Here is a 15530-nt window from a genome sequence, read left to right as displayed (position 1 = left end):
TCGCAATCGAATGCCGCCGCTAAAGCGTTAAACTGATGTTATTACTGGAATACATCTGAACTGCAACGGAGCACAACAAACATGGCTTTTGATCATCGCAAATATGTGGCCTTCCGTCCGGTCGCTAAACCAGACCGACGTTGGCCAGATCAGGTTATCGAAAAGGCACCTGCTTGGTGCGCGGTGGATCTTCGCGATGGCAACCAGGCACTGGTTAAGCCCATGAACGTTGCCCAGAAACAGCGCCTGTTCGATTTGCTGGTAAAGCTTGGGTTCAAAGAGATCGAAATCGGCTTTCCCGCCGCCAGTCAGCCGGATTTTGATTTTTGCCGAAAACTGATTGAGGAAAACCGGATTCCAGAGGATGTGAAAATCCAGGTTCTCACCCAGGCGCGCCCTGAGTTGATCGAGCGCACTTACGAAGCGCTTAAAGGTGCCAAGCGCGCCATCGTTCACGTTTATAACTCTACCTCAACGGTGCAGCGGGAACAGGTGTTCGGGTTGGATCGTGCGGGCATTCGCGCGATAGCAGTGAACGGCGCGCAAGTGGTTAAAGACCTGGCGGCACAGCACCCGGAAACCGAGTGGACATTCCAGTATTCCCCTGAGAGCTTCACCGGCACAGAACTGGATTTTGCCGTTGATGTGATTGATGCGGTATCTGCGGTATGGCGGCCAGATGAAGGGCAGCCGGTTATCATCAACTTGCCTGCAACCGTAGAAATGTCCACACCGAACGTGTTTGCGGATCAGATTGAATGGGTATGCGATAACATTCGCCATCGGGAGCACATCAGTATCAGCGTTCACACCCACAACGACCGGGGTTGTGGCGTGGCTGCGGCCGAGTTGGCGGTGATGGCTGGTGCCGATCGCGTGGAAGGCACGCTGATGGGCAACGGCGAGCGCACAGGCAATATGGACTTGGTGACCATGGCAATGAACCTGTACTCCCAGGGCATCAACCCGATGCTGGACTTGTCGGGCATGGCCGAAATCACCGAGGTCGTTGAGGCTTGTACCGAAATCTCCACCCACCCGCGCCACCCTTACGCGGGTGAGCTGGTGTTCACGGCCTTCTCCGGTAGCCATCAGGATGCCATACGCAAATGCCTGGCTCTGAGAAAAGATGGGGACGCGTGGAATGTGGCGTACCTGCCCATTGATCCGTTTGATCTGGGGCGCAGATACGAAGAGGTTGTTCGCATCAACAGCCAGTCGGGAAAGGGCGGAGTGGCTTATGTCCTTGAACGGGACTACAACATCAGCTTGCCGCGCTGGTTGCAAATCGAGTTCAGTAAAGTGGTTCAGCAGGCTGCAGAAACGAACGGTGGCGAGATTGACTCAATGGCTATCCACAACCTATTTGATCAGCGCTACCTGAACGTTCACGATGACTGGGCGTTGCGCGGCTATGATCTGCGCAGGGATGAGCAGGGCGTGCACGCTGAGGTAATCTTTGGTCGCGAGTCTGCACCTGTGCGGCTTGAGGGGCAAGGACTAGGGGCGGTGGAAGCAGTTTCTGCCGCGCTGGAGAAACGTTTCGGGTTGGCAATAGCAGTAGAAGCTTACGATGAGTTTGCGCTGGGAGAAGGTACCCGTGCCAATGCGCTCGCCTGCATACGCCTGACAGCAGGAGACAAGCATTGCAGCGCTGCTGCTTTAGCTGAAGATACAACGTCTGCGACGCTGCAAGCACTGTTTTCAGCTGTTGCCCAAGCAGTCGGAGCTGTTGGATCGATGGAAGGTAAGTCGGAGAAAAATACCGAAGGCGCTATAAGCGCCTGATCAACAACACTAAGCCGGCACAAGTGCCGGCTTAGTGTTGGGTCTCATACCCGTGAGGGGCAGAGGGAGGAAAAATAACGCCTTAAACAGGTGTTACGTTTTCCGCCTGAGGGCCTTTAGGGCCCTGTGTTACGGTGAATTGCACCTGCTGACCTTCTGTCAGAGTGCGGAAGCCGCTTGAGGTAATGGCGCTGTAGTGTACGAAAACGTCACTGCCACCATCCTGAGCAATAAAGCCAAAACCTTTGGCTTCGTTAAACCACTTAACCGTTCCTGTTACTGTATCTGACATTGAACTTTCCTGTATCTCTGAGATTTCCCCCCACGGGGCACTGAAGATTTTCCACAGCAAATTGAGTATAGACCGACTTTGAAGGTCGTCAACATCAATCTCAGCGGCGGAGTTGCTCACTGATTTCCTCGAGAATTGCCGGGTCATCGATGGTGCTTGGAATCGCATACTCCTCGCCATCAGCGATCTGGCGGATAACCCGGCGCAGAATCTTCCCAGAGCGGGTTTTCGGCAAGCGGTCTACCACGAGGGCTCTGCGGAAACAGGCAATTGCGCCAATTTTCTCTCGTACCATCTCAACCAGCTCTTCTTCCAGCTCGTCGTGGTCGATGGTTGCACCGTCTTTGACAAGCACCAGGCCGAGCGGGATCTGCCCCTTCATGTCGTCCTGGGCTCCTACCACGCAGCACTCTGCAATTGCCGGGTGAGAGGCAACCACTTCTTCCATTTCACCCGTAGAGAGGCGGTGGCCGGCAACGTTGATCACATCGTCAGTTCGGCCCATAACGAAGATATAGCCGTCTTCATCTACGTAACCACCGTCGCCTGAGGTGTAAAAACCAGGTATCAGGTTGAGGTAACTGCTCTGGAAACGCTGATCATCCCCCCAAACCGTAACCAGACACCCTGGTGGAAGTGGGAGTTTGACTGCGATCTGGCCTTGCTCACCGGCGGGCACGTGGCTGCCGCGAGTGTCTACAACCTGTACGTTGTAGCCAGGTGATGGAAAGGTTGCCGAGCCCGGTTTAGTGGGCATGGTTTCAATGCCAACCGGGTTGCAGCAAATAGCCCAGCCGGTTTCGGTTTGCCACCAGTGGTCCAATATTGGGAGTTGAGTATGCTCCCTTAGCCAATCGTAGGTTGGGGGGTCCAGGCGTTCACCTGCCAGATAAATACTTCTCAGAGAGCTTATGTCGTAGCGTGAAAGCTGATCAGCCTCGGGATCTTCCTTGCGCACAGCCCGGAACGCCGTTGGAGCGGTAAACAGCAAGTTTACATTGTGCTCCTGCACAACGCGCCAGAATGCGCCGGCATCGGGGGTTCTAACCGGCTTGCCTTCGTAGAGTATGGTCGTGCATCCAGCAAACAGCGGGGCGTACACAATATAGCTGTGACCGACTACCCAGCCCACATCTGAGGCTGCCCAGAACACGTCACCGGGATTGGCGTCATAAACCAGCTTCATACTGTATTTCAGAGCCACCGCATGGCCACCGTTGTCTCTTACCACACCTTTGGGTTTGCCGGTGGTGCCCGAGGTGTACAGAACGTAGAGCGGATCCGTCGCCTTCACTGGAACCGGTTCAACGGGTTCAGCAGTGGCCATCAAGTCGCTCCAGTCGTGGTCACGGCCATCCTGCATTTGAGCTTTTACTTGCGGGCGCTGATAGACCACGCAGAAGTCGGGCTTGTGTGATGCCTGCTCAATGGCCTTGTCCACCAGAGGTTTGTACTCGATAACCTTGGCAACTTCTATACCGCAGGATGCCGTGATCACCGCCTTGGGCTGCGCGTCATTGATTCTGACTGCGAGCTCGTGGGCTGCAAACCCACCAAACACTACTGAGTGGATTGCACCGATCCGCGCGCAGGCCAGCATTGCAATGGCGGCTTCCGGAATCATCGGCATATAGATGATGACCACATCGCCCTTGCTTACGCCTTGAGCGGCGAGGGCGCCGGCAAAACGTGCGACTTCGTTCGTCAGTTCTGTATAGGTATAGCTGCACTTGGTGCCTGTAACCGGCGAATCGTAGATGAGCGCTTTTTGATTACCCCGCCCAGCTCGAACGTTGGCATCCAGGGCTACGTCAGACGTATTAAGTGTGGCGTCAGGAAACCAGTGGCCATGACCATTATCAGTAGCTTTCCAGATGGCTCCAGGCGGTTGTATCCATTCAATATCGCCTGCTTTTTCACGCCAGAACTCTTCCGGTTTATCAATGGATCTCCGGAACTCTGAGTTGTAATTCATACAATTCGCCTCGTAGTACGTGTAGCACCTGCTGGAGTTTTTGTTGTCAGTTATCCAACTTTATGCGCTTTGAGGCGATGAACCAGTAGACCATCGGATTAGTCTAGGGGGCGGCGGGGTCAGTCGTTTTCATGGCTGGCAGATGTGACCTCGGCGGTAACTGTACCATTTGCAACCCTCGCGGAGATTTGATCGCCCACTGCGAGGTCGGGTGCGTTGCGGATGATGCGGCCCTGATTATCGCGAACGATGGCATACCCGCGCCCCAGGGTGGCCAGGGGGCTTACAACGTTGAGTGTGCCTGCGGTGTGTTCCAGTCGGTCTTGAAGTTTTGCCAGTATTCGTTCCATGGCTTTGCCCAGTTGCAGGGACGATCGATCAAGCGCTTCGCGGCTGTTTGCAAGTTGTTTGCGGGGGGACTGCATGGCAAGCCGTTGTGCCAGATGAGCGCTAACCACCTGCGAGCGATCCATGCGATGAGCTATGGCTTTGCCCAGTCGCATCTCCAGATCGTCCAGCCGCTGGGCTTTCTCCAGTAGCTCGCGCCTTGGGTCGCGCAAACGCGCAGAGAGATGGTCCAGTTTTATATTCAGGCGCTGGAGGGCTCGCTTGACAGCATTAGCCAGGCGGAACTCGCGATCATTCACCTGTCGGAGCATGTCGTTTTGGTCGGGGGAGATTTTTTCAGCTGCGGCTGATGGTGTCGGTGCCCGTAAATCTGCTACAAAATCGGCAATGGTAACGTCTGTTTCGTGGCCAACGGCGCTGACCGTGGGTATGGCGCAGGCTGCAATAGCTCGAGCTACGGCCTCTTCGTTAAAACACCAGAGATCTTCCAGAGAGCCACCACCGCGCCCAATAACCAGAACATCGGCCACTCCATGAGCTTGGGCCATCTCTATCGCCCGAACAATTTCCGCTGTAGCCGGCTTGCCTTGCACGGTTGTGGGGTAGAGGGTGACCGGTATGGCAGGGCAGCGTCTTGCCAGAACGGTGAGAATATCGTGTATGGCGGCGCCGGTAGGGGAGGTGACAACACCGATATGGGCAGGCAAGGTCGGGATCGGTTTTTTACGGCCCACCTCGAACAAGCCTTCTGACTGCAGTTTATGCTTTAGCTCTTCAAACGCCTGTTGCAGTGCGCCAAGGCCGGCGGGTTCCAAATGTTCAACAATAATCTGAAAATCGCCCCGGTTTTCGTACAGGGTAACTTTGCCGCGAATACGAACCTGGTCGCCTTCCTTTGGTAAGGGGCGAATGCGCTGATTCAGCCCCCGGAACATGGCGCAGCGAATCTGGCACTTCTGGTCTTTCAGGGAAAAATACCAATGCCCGGAGGAAGGCCGGGAAAAGCCTGACAGTTCGCCCTCAACCCACACCTGCATGAAGCTGGATTCCAGTAGGTGTCTGGCCTGATGGTTCAGCTCGCTGACGGAGAGCGCCCTGGGCCGGGTGTCCGGAAACACGTTTTTCACCAAAAACTCCTAACCGGCTTATACGCAATAGCCGAAAAATATGAGTGTAAATTACTGGAATTTCAAAAGCATGCGGTAAATGACAGGAAATTGTGCAGTTTACTGACCTGCTACACCTCTTTATAATAGGCCGATTACGCATTTTACTTTGCGTCTGCACCCTGTTTATTCATCGGTGCTGCTCGTAGGGTTTAAATTTAGCACGTTCAAAAGGCCGATCCCAATGCTGCGAATTGTCGAAGAAGCTCTCACATTTGATGATGTTCTATTGGTGCCCGGTTATTCCGAGGTTTTGCCACACCAAGTGGACCTGCGCACCAAACTTACTCGGGATATTACGCTGAACATCCCTCTGATATCTGCGGCCATGGATACGGTAACCGATGCAGAGCTGGCAATTGCCATGGCCCAGGAAGGTGGCATAGGCATCATGCACAAAAACATGAGCCCGGACTATCAGGCTGCCGAAGTGCGCCGGGTGAAGAAGTTTGAAAGTGGCGTAGTAAAAGACCCGATTACTGTTAGCCCGCAAAACACCGTGCGCGAGCTGGTGGAAATCACCATGGCCAACAATATTTCCGGTTTGCCTGTGGTTGATGGCAATGAGCTGGTTGGCATAGTGACCGGTCGCGACATCCGTTTTGAAAGCAGCATGGATACCCCTGTACACCAGATCATGACACCGAAAGACAAACTCGTGACGGTGCAAGAAGGCGCCAGCCTGGACGAAGTCAAAGAACTATTGCACCGCCACCGCATCGAAAAAGTGTTGGTGGTTAATGCGGAATTCCAGCTTCGCGGTCTGATTACCGCTAAAGATATTCAAAAATCGAAAGATTACCCGATGGCGTGCAAAGACAGCCAGGGCCGCTTGCGAGTAGGTGCTGCGGTGGGCACCGGCGGTGACACAGAAGCACGCATTATTGCGCTGGCTGATGCCGGCGTGGATGTGATTGTTGTAGACACAGCTCACGGCCACTCAAAAGGCGTAATCGAACGCGTTCGCTGGGTTAAAAAGCATTATCCGGATCTTCAGGTGATCGGCGGTAACATTGCCACTGGGGAAGCGGCTATCGCATTGGCCGACGCGGGAGTGGATGCTGTTAAAGTAGGCATAGGCCCCGGTTCCATTTGTACTACCCGTATTGTTGCCGGCGTGGGTGTACCGCAGATTTCTGCTGTATCCAGCGTTGCCGAAGCGCTGAAAGACCGTGATATCCCTATCATTGCTGATGGTGGTGTACGCTTCTCCGGTGATATATCCAAAGCTATTGTTGCCGGCGCACACTGCGTGATGATTGGCAGCTTGTTGGCGGGCACCGATGAAGCGCCTGGCGAAATCGAACTCTATCAAGGCCGCAGTTACAAAGCCTATCGTGGTATGGGTTCGTTGGGAGCCATGGGGCAGGGTTCAAGTGACCGTTACTTCCAGGATGCCAGCAAAGGTATTGAAAAACTTGTACCGGAAGGTATCGAAGGCCGTGTTGCCTGCAAAGGCCCCATGCGCAATATCATTCATCAGTTGATTGGAGGTCTGCGGGCATCCATGGGCTACACAGGAAGCGCCAACATGCCTGAAATGCGCACCAAGCCCAAGTTTGTTCGCATTACCGGTGCTGGCATGCGTGAGAGCCACGTGCACGATGTCACCATCACCAAAGAAGCGCCAAACTACCGCGTTAGCTGAGAACAGACTGCCTGAGTGCGGCTCAGATCTGGGCCGCACAGCTTATTTTTTTCGAGGACTCTATGGCCAATAACATTCACGACCACCGTATCCTGATTCTGGATTTTGGTTCTCAGTACACTCAGCTAATTGCACGCCGTGTGCGCGAAATAGGTGTTTACTGCGAAGTTCGCGCATTTGATATTACTGATGAAGAACTGAAAGAGTTCAACCCGAAAGGTATTTTGCTGGCCGGTGGTCCTGAATCGGTGACAGAGCTGGATTGCCCGCGCGCCCCGGAGGGGCTGTTTGATCGCGGCATTCCGATACTGGGCATCTGCTACGGCATGCAAACCATGGCCGAGCAACTGGGTGGCCGGGTTGCCAGTTCAGAGAAGCGTGAATTTGGCTATGCTCAGGTGAAAGTGCGTGCCAAGGGCCCATTGCTACAAGACATCACTGACCACCTCACGTCTACGGGAGACTCTCTGCTCGACGTGTGGATGAGCCATGGCGACAAAGTTGTTGTTATGCCAGAAGGCTTCGAGCTGCTGGCCTCAACAGAAAGCGCGCCCATTGCAGCGATGCAAGACGTATCCCGCAACCTGTACGGGCTGCAATTTCACCCGGAAGTGACGCACACCCTGCAGGGCAAACGCATTCTTGAACACTTTGTACTGTCCATTTGTGGCTGTGAAGCTTTGTGGACTCCCGCCAAGATTGTGGATGATGCTGTTGCCAAGATTCGCGAGCAGGTGGGTACTGACAAGGTACTTCTGGGCTTGTCCGGTGGCGTGGATTCCTCTGTGACAGCGGCATTGCTGCACAAGGCTATTGGCGACCAGCTTACCTGTGTGTTTGTTGATAACGGCTTGCTTCGCCTCAACGAAGGTGATCAGGTAATGGATATGTTCGGCAACAGCATGGGTGTAAAAGTCATCCGGGCTGATGCGGAAGAGCTCTTTCTGACCAACCTCAAAGGCGTGAGCGACCCGGAGCAGAAGCGTAAGGTTATTGGTAATACCTTCATTGATGTATTTGATGAAGAAGCCGCTCGCATTAAAGATGTGAACTGGCTGGCTCAAGGTACTATTTATCCGGACGTGATTGAATCGGCCGCCTCTAAAACCGGCAAGGCCCATGTGATCAAATCCCACCATAACGTGGGTGGCCTGCCGGAAACCATGAAATTGAAGCTGGTAGAGCCACTGCGCGAACTGTTTAAAGATGAAGTTCGCCGCATTGGTCTCGAACTGGGCCTGCCATACGATATGGTCTATCGTCATCCGTTCCCGGGGCCAGGCTTGGGCGTGCGCATATTGGGTGAGGTGAAAAAAGAATACGCTGAAATTCTTCGCCGTGCCGATGCCATCTTCCTGGAAGAACTGCACCGCGCAGACTTTTACCACAAGACCAGCCAGGCGTTTGCTGTATTCCTTCCGGTGAAATCGGTGGGCGTAGTGGGCGATGCCCGTCGTTACGAGTGGGTCATTGCCCTGCGCGCCGTTGAAACCGTCGACTTCATGACAGCTCGTTGGGCGCACCTGCCGTACGATCTTCTGGAAACTGTGTCTAACCGCATTATCAACGAGATCAGCGGTGTGTCACGGGTAACTTATGATGTATCTTCCAAGCCTCCTGCTACGATTGAGTGGGAGTAGTTAATTGCTTGGCTGCTGATGCAGTGAAGAGATGCTTAACCACCACCCCCACTTGCTGGGGGTTTTTTGTCCCTGCCGGAACATACAAGTGGTTAAGAAATGGTGATGCTTGTGCCCAGAATCATCTGTTACTCTCGGTCTGGAGGCTACATCATTAGGCATTTGGGCTCTGTTACGTGTTGAGTGTGTAACGGTTTATTCGTCTAACCACAAAGCAGGCAAATTAGCGATATGTTAAACCCTCAGCCAGCTACAAGGGATTCAGTCCATCAATTGTTTGATGCCGTGGACGCTATTTCTGTTCAAGGATATGACGAAGAACGCCGAGTTATTTACTGGAATAGAGGTAGTGAGCTACTTTATGGCTACACTGCACAAGAAGCGTTGGGCAGAAGGCTGGAAGAGCTGATCATCCCAGAGATAATGCGGGAGGGCGTTATCGCGGCCCATAAAGAGTGGGTACACAAGGGTGTCGAAATCCCTGCCTCGGAGCTTGAGCTTCGCAGCAAAGATGGCCAAGTTGTCAATGTGTTTTCTAACCATGCAATGTTTATTAATGAGCGCAATGAATGCGAAATGTATTGCATTGATATTGGTTTGGGTGACGTAAAGCAAGCTCAGGCCGAAGTCACATTGAAGGAAAATTGGCTTAGCGCCGTATTTGAGTCTACGCCGGATTTGTATTTACTGATGTCTGGGAATGGAAATATCAACAATTATCATGCCGGTGGATTTGATCAGCTTTACGTTCGCCCAGAGGGGATTATCGGAAATAATATTGCCGACATACTGCCCAGGAATGTCGCATTAAAGTTTAAGGCAAAGATCATTGAGGCACTGGAGGCAGGCCGCGTTGTATCTTTCGAGTATGAGCTGGATTTTACTGGCGAAATCAGATACTTCGAGGCACGGCTCAGGAGCTTGGAAAGACATGAGCAAGTTGTCGCCATTGTCCGGGATATAACGGACCAACACACCGCCTCGGAACTTATCCGTAAACAGGCTTACTTTGATGCACTGACCTCTCTTCCTAATCGATTCTTGTCACTTGATCGCCTACTCCAAATGATCAAAGACATGGAGAGGGAAAGTGAGAAAGCTGCTGTAATTTTTCTGGATATAGATGATTTTAAAAAAGTTAACGATTCCTTGGGGCACGATGTAGGGGATAAACTGCTTGTTGAGGCTGCCAAAAGGCTGAGTTTGAGTGTTCGTAAGTCAGATACGGTGGGGCGTTTAGGCGGCGATGAGTTTATTGTTTTGTTGAAGTCCCTGACTGACTGCACGGGTGTGGTTGACGTAGTGGAAAACTTGCTTGCGGCTTTCCGGGAGCCTTTCCGAATTGATGGGCGGGAACTAATTCTGACAACGAGCATCGGGATTTCTATCTATCCCGATAATGGTGATACCGCCACGGATTTGCTGAGAAATGCGGATATAGCAATGTATCAGGCAAAAGCATCAGGCCGAAACACTCATTCGTTTTTTACTCGTGAAATGAATGAAATGATTATGCGCCGAATGGAGATTGAAGGGCAGTTGCATGGTGCATTAGAGCGGAATGAGTTCGAAGTATACTATCAGCCAAAGTTTGATGTCAGGGATGGGAAAGTTATTGGCGCTGAAGCACTGTTGCGCTGGCACAACCCGATACTGGGCAATGTTGGGCCTGATGAGTTTATTCCCATTGCTGAGCATACGGGTTCAATTGTCCCTATTGGGAAGTATGTCATTGAACAAGCGCTACAGTTCCTGGTTGAGTGGGAGGGTGAGTCACGGAGCGGCTATACCGTGGCGGTCAACCTTTCTCCGAGACAATTCAGAGACAAAAAGCTGGTCAGTTTTGTTGAAGAAAGGCTGAGGGATGAAAATCTCAGACCCGAACGCCTGGAGTTCGAAATAACCGAAGGCGTACTGATGGCGGGGCAATCTTACGTGGAGGATTCGCTAGGAAAACTTCATCAGCTTGGGGTCAGGTTATCAATGGATGACTTTGGAACAGGCTATTCATCATTAAGCTATTTGCGGCAGTATGACTTCGATCTGTTGAAGATTGATCGCAGCTTTGTTAGTGGCATAACAAAAAATAAAGAGGATCGGGATCTGGTAACCGCGACCATAGCTATGGCCCACAGCTTGGGTTTACAAGTTGTTGCCGAGGGCGTTGAAACGGCGGCTCAGCTTACCTTATTGCGCGAATTGGGGTGTGATGTCGCTCAGGGTTATCATTTCAGTAAGCCTGTGCCGGCAAAAGAGATGATTGGATGTCGGCGTGAATAAATACGTCAGTCAGATCTGAGCAGGTAAGCGGTTGAGGAGGGGGCAATGGTTTTTCACATTTTTTGTCTGGCAGGGCGATGACCGATGCAAAGCACGCATTGCGTGCCAGAAGTATTCCTGTCCTACTTGTTATCGTGTTTATGCAGGGCTGCGCCCAGTTGCCCCCTCAAAATGAACAGTCGCTGTCATACGCGTTTGACCATCCAGGTGAAACGCGCTTGGGCCGTCAGGTTCAGTCTCACCTGCAGGGTCAATCAGGTTATTCGGGATTTTACATTCAGGACACCGGCCGCGAGGCTTTTCTACAGCGAGCTGCGCTGATAGAAACTGCCGAACAAAGTATTGATGCTCAGTACTACATCTGGAACCTAGATGTATCAGGGACTTATCTGGCACAGCGTCTTTTGGCAGCTGCCGACCGCGGTGTGCATGTGCGGCTGTTGCTCGATGATGTGAACCTGGACGGTCGCGACACCACGCTCTCCGCGCTGGACCACCACCCCAATATCGAGATTTCCATTTACAATCCCTTTGCGGTTCGCACGGGCATTGGTAAATGGCTGAGCTTCGTAATCGACTTTCAGCGCCTAAATCAGCGCATGCACAACAAGACCTTCGTAGTCGACGGCGCCTTGGGCATCATGGGTGGTCGTAATATCGGCGATGAGTACTTCGATCTGCACCCCCAGACGAATTTTCGCGACCGTGATGTTCTCATTGCAGGGCCGATTGTTGCTGACCTTTCTGCAAATTTTGATGCGTTCTGGAACAGCGCATCAAGCTATCCCATTCGCCAATTAGAGCCTGATGCTGAGCAGGAGCCGGGCTTGAGCTCGCAGTTGGATCAGCTACGTGCAAGTGCTTCCGGTACCACGGGGCTCACCCAGGTGCCGCCGCAAGATGCAGCTCAAGCGCTTGAGTATATGGCCCAGGTGTTTTCCGAAATAACTTGGGCGGAAGCGGAGCTGGTGTTCGATTCGCCGGTGGTAGATGGTGACACGGAGACGGACCATCCTCAACGCGCTGCCGAGACGCTGTTCCAACTCGTTGAGCAGACCGACGAGGAGATTCTGGCGGAATCCGCGTATCTCATTCTGGGTGACGATCAGCTCGATATACTGGAGCAGATCAGCGCACGAGGTGTTCGCGTTCTGGCCCTGACCAATTCCCTGGCCTCAAACGACCTAACCACGAACCATGCGGGCTACGCACGCCGTCGCGGAGCGATGCTCGATAATGGGCTGGAACTTTATGAACTGCGGCCGGATGCGGCAGCCTGCTCCAACTGGATAAAGATGCCGGGTTTCTGCACTGAAGGAATGGTGGGTTTGCATGCAAAATCCGCAGTATTTGATCGTAAAATCGTGTACATCGGTTCGCTTAATATCAACCTGCGTTCGATCTACCTGAATTCTGAAACCGTGTTAGTAATCCACAGCCCCCAGCTGGCAGCGCAGCTTGCGCACGACATTGAAGCCGCAATGGCGCCGGAGAACAGCTGGCAGGTAACCCGAGAGGCCAATGGGGAGTTGCTTTGGTCAGCGGGCGAAGAGCAATCCTGGACCCACGAGCCAGCCACAGGATTCTGGCGGCGATTCAAATCCGGCTTCTTCAGCTTGTTGCCCATCGAGAAATATCTGTAGTTTCAGCTATTAGCTTGCCTGGCCATGGGATTCGGCACGCATTACTCTGGCACACTGCTACTATAGTTACTTGAGGCAAGTTCCCAGGCGACTGAATCTTGCACTGGCAGGAGCAGTTTCACATGCCCACAGGACAGTTCAATGAGTGACGCCAAAGCCGATCGAAATGCCGCCTCCGGGAAGAAAGCCGGCAAATCTTCGGACGATCAAGAGGCGAGTGCCAAGGCGCAGGATCGAGAGTCTCGCGAACAAACGCCAACGCCTAGTGAAAAGTCTCTGACGCCAAAGGAGCGCGATTCTGTTGCTGAGCGTGGCAACTTATCACCTCTGACGGTCTACTCCATTGTTTTGCGAGAGGGCGAAGATGAGCTGCAACGCCCAAAAATGTCACTCTGGTGGTCGGGTGTGGCGGCGGGTGTCGGAATTTCGACCTCGGTTCTCGTTGAAGGAATAATTCGCTCCAATCTTGGTTCGGATCACCCCTACCTTACGTTGATTGAAAGCTTGGGTTATTCGTTCGGGTTTGTACTGGTTATCCTGTGCCGGCTTCAGCTGTTTACTGAAAATACCATCACGGTCGTCTTGCCGGTTTTGGCTAAACCGACGCGGAACCTTCTTGCATGTAGCGCTCGCCTTTGGGGCATTGTGCTCACAGCCAACTTATTCGGTACATTCCTCACCGCAGCCATGGGTGTTAACAGCGGGATTATTTCCACCGAAACCCTCGCAGCGATTCTTGAGATATCCCATCACTTGGCAACGCTGACCCCGGTCGAGACATTCCTGCGCGGTATTCCATCCGGATTCTTTATTGCTGCAATGGTGTGGATGCTGCCTTCAGCGAAGGGGTCTGAGGTGTTGGTGATCGTCATGTTTACCTGGTTGATTGCAGCAGGCGGTTTTACCCATGTGATTGCCGGATCAAACGAGATTTTCACTCTGGTACTCAATGGCGATATGAATATGTTTACCGCACTGAGCTATCATATTTTCCCGGTACTGATTGGCAACATCCTGGGAGGCACAGGTTTATTTGCCATGCTGGCCTATGGTCAGGTGCATGAAGAAATGTAACGCGGCTCCGCGTACTGGGATAAGGCCTTTCCATTAGCACACTCATGGTTATAATGTTTCGCCTCCGCCTGGGCCGTCCCTAGGTCATCAGAGTACCAGCGTACCTCCCGAACCTTCGTGAGCAGATCTATTTATGCCCGCTTCAGAAAACAGTGATGAGTACTGGATGGCCCGAGCGCTTACATTGGCAAACCGGGGGGCGTCTTTGGGAGAGGTGCCGGTTGGTGCGGTTGTTGTTCTCGACGGTAAAGAGTTAGGTTCGGGCTTCAATGTGCCCATTTCCGGTTGCGACCCTACTGCCCACGCCGAGATTTGCGCTTTGCGTGATGCGGCCGCAAGGATAGGGAACTACCGCCTTGCCGGGGCAACCCTTTACGTCACCCTAGAACCCTGCACCATGTGTGTTGGCGCCATTGTGCACAGTCGCATAAGTCGTCTTGTATATGGAGCTCTCGAGCCCAAGGCCGGCGCGGTTGAATCTGCACGGCGCACATTGGACGAGCCACAGTTGAACTGGCAAGTGGAAACGTTGGGCGGCATCCTGCAGAATGAATGCAGCCAAGTGATCAGCGACTTTTTCAGCCGTAGGCGGGCCGAAATCCGGCAACGGCGCAAACAGAATTCAGGGAAGGAGTAGTTCTGCATGAAAGTACTTGTAACCGGCGGCGCCGGGTATATCGGCAGCCATGTGGTGCGCCAGTTGGCCGAGGCCGGCCATGATATTGTCGTTTTTGATAATCTCTCAACGGGGTACCGCTGGGCTGTCACTGCCGGCGAGCTGGTTGTAGGTGACCTGGCCAACGAAGCCGAGATTGATCAGGTGTTTTCCAACCACAAATTTGAAGCTGTCCTGCACTTCGCCGCCAATATTGTGGTGCCGGAGTCTATGACTAACCCGCTCAAGTACTACGGCAACAACACCCGCAACACCCTTAATCTGCTTAAGGCAGTAGATAAGTTCAAAGTACCGTACATGGTATTTTCCTCAACTGCCGCGGTTTACGGCATGCCTGAACAGACGGTTCTTACGGAAGATTTGCCCCTTGCCCCCATCAATCCCTATGGCGCATCCAAGATGATGAGCGAGCGGATGATTATGGATTTGGCTGCCGCTTCTGGCCTTAATTATGTTGTGCTGCGCTACTTCAATGTGGCTGGCGCTAATCCGGATGGCATACTCGGCCAGGCAACACCGGAAGCAACCCACCTGATCAAAGTCGCCTGTGAATGCGTAACCGGGCAGCGTGACGGCATGAGCATCTTTGGCACAGACTATGACACCAGCGATGGCACCTGCGTGCGGGATTACATTCACGTGGAAGACCTCGCAAGCGCCCATGTTATGGCGCTGGATTATATGGCCGGTGGTGGCGAGTCGAAAGTCATGAACTGCGGTTATGGTCGTGGGTTTACGGTGCGCGAAGTGATTGATGTGGTTCGCAAACAGTCCGGTGTTGGTTTTCCGGTAGCTGAAACGGGCCGCAGGGCCGGTGACCCCGGAGCGTTGATGGCAGATAATGCACTGATTAAAAAGACCCTCGGCTGGCAGCCTGCCTACGATAATCTGGAAACAATTGTTGGCACTGCGTTGGCCTGGGAAGCGATCTGGCAGAAGAAGAAAGAAGCGGCTGGCCAGTAATAGACTGTTTTTAATTTAAAATATCGGGATTTAACGG

The 15530-nt window shown here is 53.0% G+C and carries 11 protein-coding genes; 8 read left to right on the top strand and 3 right to left on the bottom strand.

The annotated features are described in order from the left end of the window. The first annotated feature begins 81 nt into the window (after positions 1–81). Positions 82–1788 carry a 2-isopropylmalate synthase gene (leuA, locus tag Q0824_RS03550; RefSeq protein ID WP_298447581.1) on the top strand — a complete coding sequence of 569 codons (1707 nt, stop codon included), beginning with the start codon at positions 82–84 and terminating at the stop codon, positions 1786–1788. Between the two features lie 82 nt (positions 1789–1870). Here leuA and Q0824_RS03545 read toward each other — a convergent pair whose 3' ends face one another. From Q0824_RS03545 to xseA, 3 genes are all read right to left on the bottom strand, one after another. Beyond that, a complete protein-coding gene (locus Q0824_RS03545; RefSeq protein ID WP_200200918.1) occupies positions 1871–2080 on the bottom strand; it encodes a cold-shock protein in 210 nt (69 codons plus the stop codon). A 100-nt stretch (positions 2081–2180) separates the two neighbouring features. Beyond that, positions 2181–4055 (bottom strand): propionyl-CoA synthetase, encoded by a 1875-nt coding sequence (locus Q0824_RS03540; RefSeq protein WP_298447579.1) that lies wholly within the window; start codon positions 4053–4055, stop codon positions 2181–2183. 119 nt (positions 4056–4174) lie between these two features. Then, the gene (gene xseA / locus Q0824_RS03535; RefSeq protein ID WP_298447577.1) at positions 4175–5530 is read right to left on the bottom strand and encodes an exodeoxyribonuclease VII large subunit; all 1356 of its coding nucleotides are present in this window, start codon (positions 5528–5530) and stop codon (positions 4175–4177) included. Between the two features lie 223 nt (positions 5531–5753). Here xseA and guaB point away from each other — a divergent pair, with 223 nt between their 5' ends. From guaB to galE, 7 genes are all read left to right on the top strand, one after another. After that, entirely contained in the window at positions 5754–7217 is a 1464-nt protein-coding gene (guaB, locus tag Q0824_RS03530) for an IMP dehydrogenase (RefSeq protein ID WP_298447575.1), read from the top strand. Between the two features lie 62 nt (positions 7218–7279). After that, positions 7280–8857, top strand: a complete 1578-nt coding sequence (guaA, locus tag Q0824_RS03525) for a glutamine-hydrolyzing GMP synthase (RefSeq protein WP_298447573.1) — start codon at positions 7280–7282, stop codon at positions 8855–8857. Between the two features lie 231 nt (positions 8858–9088). Beyond that, complete coding sequence (locus tag Q0824_RS03520) at positions 9089–11137, top strand: bifunctional diguanylate cyclase/phosphodiesterase (protein WP_298447571.1); 2049 nt, start codon at positions 9089–9091, stop codon at positions 11135–11137. Positions 11138–11214: 77 nt separating this feature from the next. Beyond that, entirely contained in the window at positions 11215–12780 is a 1566-nt protein-coding gene (locus Q0824_RS03515) for a phospholipase D family protein (RefSeq protein ID WP_298447569.1), read from the top strand. Positions 12781–12921: 141 nt separating this feature from the next. Further along, positions 12922–13854 carry a formate/nitrite transporter family protein gene (locus Q0824_RS03510; protein ID WP_298447568.1) on the top strand — a complete coding sequence of 311 codons (933 nt, stop codon included), beginning with the start codon at positions 12922–12924 and terminating at the stop codon, positions 13852–13854. A 133-nt stretch (positions 13855–13987) separates the two neighbouring features. Continuing rightward, positions 13988–14491, top strand: a complete 504-nt coding sequence (gene tadA, locus Q0824_RS03505; RefSeq protein ID WP_298447566.1) for a tRNA adenosine(34) deaminase TadA — start codon at positions 13988–13990, stop codon at positions 14489–14491. Positions 14492–14497: 6 nt separating this feature from the next. Beyond that, the gene (gene galE / locus Q0824_RS03500) at positions 14498–15493 is read left to right on the top strand and encodes a UDP-glucose 4-epimerase GalE (protein ID WP_298447564.1); all 996 of its coding nucleotides are present in this window, start codon (positions 14498–14500) and stop codon (positions 15491–15493) included. Positions 15494–15530: the final 37 nt, after the last annotated feature.

Origin of the sequence: uncultured Marinobacter sp., from assembly GCF_947488835.1 — a bacterium.
Taxonomy (GTDB): domain Bacteria; phylum Pseudomonadota; class Gammaproteobacteria; order Pseudomonadales; family Oleiphilaceae; genus Marinobacter.
This window is presented reverse-complemented; position numbering and strand designations above follow the sequence as displayed.

Bases quoted from the DNA above. Each gene is read 5' to 3' on its own strand.
- leuA (WP_298447581.1), top strand. From the start codon at position 82: ATGGCTTTTGATCATCGCAAATATGTGGCCTTCCGTCCGGTCGCTAAA.
- Q0824_RS03545 (WP_200200918.1), bottom strand. From the start codon at position 2,080: ATGTCAGATACAGTAACAGGAACGGTTAAGTGGTTTAACGAAGCCAAA.
- Q0824_RS03540 (WP_298447579.1), bottom strand. From the start codon at position 4,055: ATGAATTACAACTCAGAGTTCCGGAGATCCATTGATAAACCGGAAGAG.
- guaB (WP_298447575.1), top strand. From the start codon at position 5,754: ATGCTGCGAATTGTCGAAGAAGCTCTCACATTTGATGATGTTCTATTG.
- guaA (WP_298447573.1), top strand. From the start codon at position 7,280: ATGGCCAATAACATTCACGACCACCGTATCCTGATTCTGGATTTTGGT.
- Q0824_RS03520 (WP_298447571.1), top strand. From the start codon at position 9,089: ATGTTAAACCCTCAGCCAGCTACAAGGGATTCAGTCCATCAATTGTTT.
- Q0824_RS03515 (WP_298447569.1), top strand. From the start codon at position 11,215: ATGACCGATGCAAAGCACGCATTGCGTGCCAGAAGTATTCCTGTCCTA.
- Q0824_RS03510 (WP_298447568.1), top strand. From the start codon at position 12,922: ATGAGTGACGCCAAAGCCGATCGAAATGCCGCCTCCGGGAAGAAAGCC.
- tadA (WP_298447566.1), top strand. From the start codon at position 13,988: ATGCCCGCTTCAGAAAACAGTGATGAGTACTGGATGGCCCGAGCGCTT.
- galE (WP_298447564.1), top strand. From the start codon at position 14,498: ATGAAAGTACTTGTAACCGGCGGCGCCGGGTATATCGGCAGCCATGTG.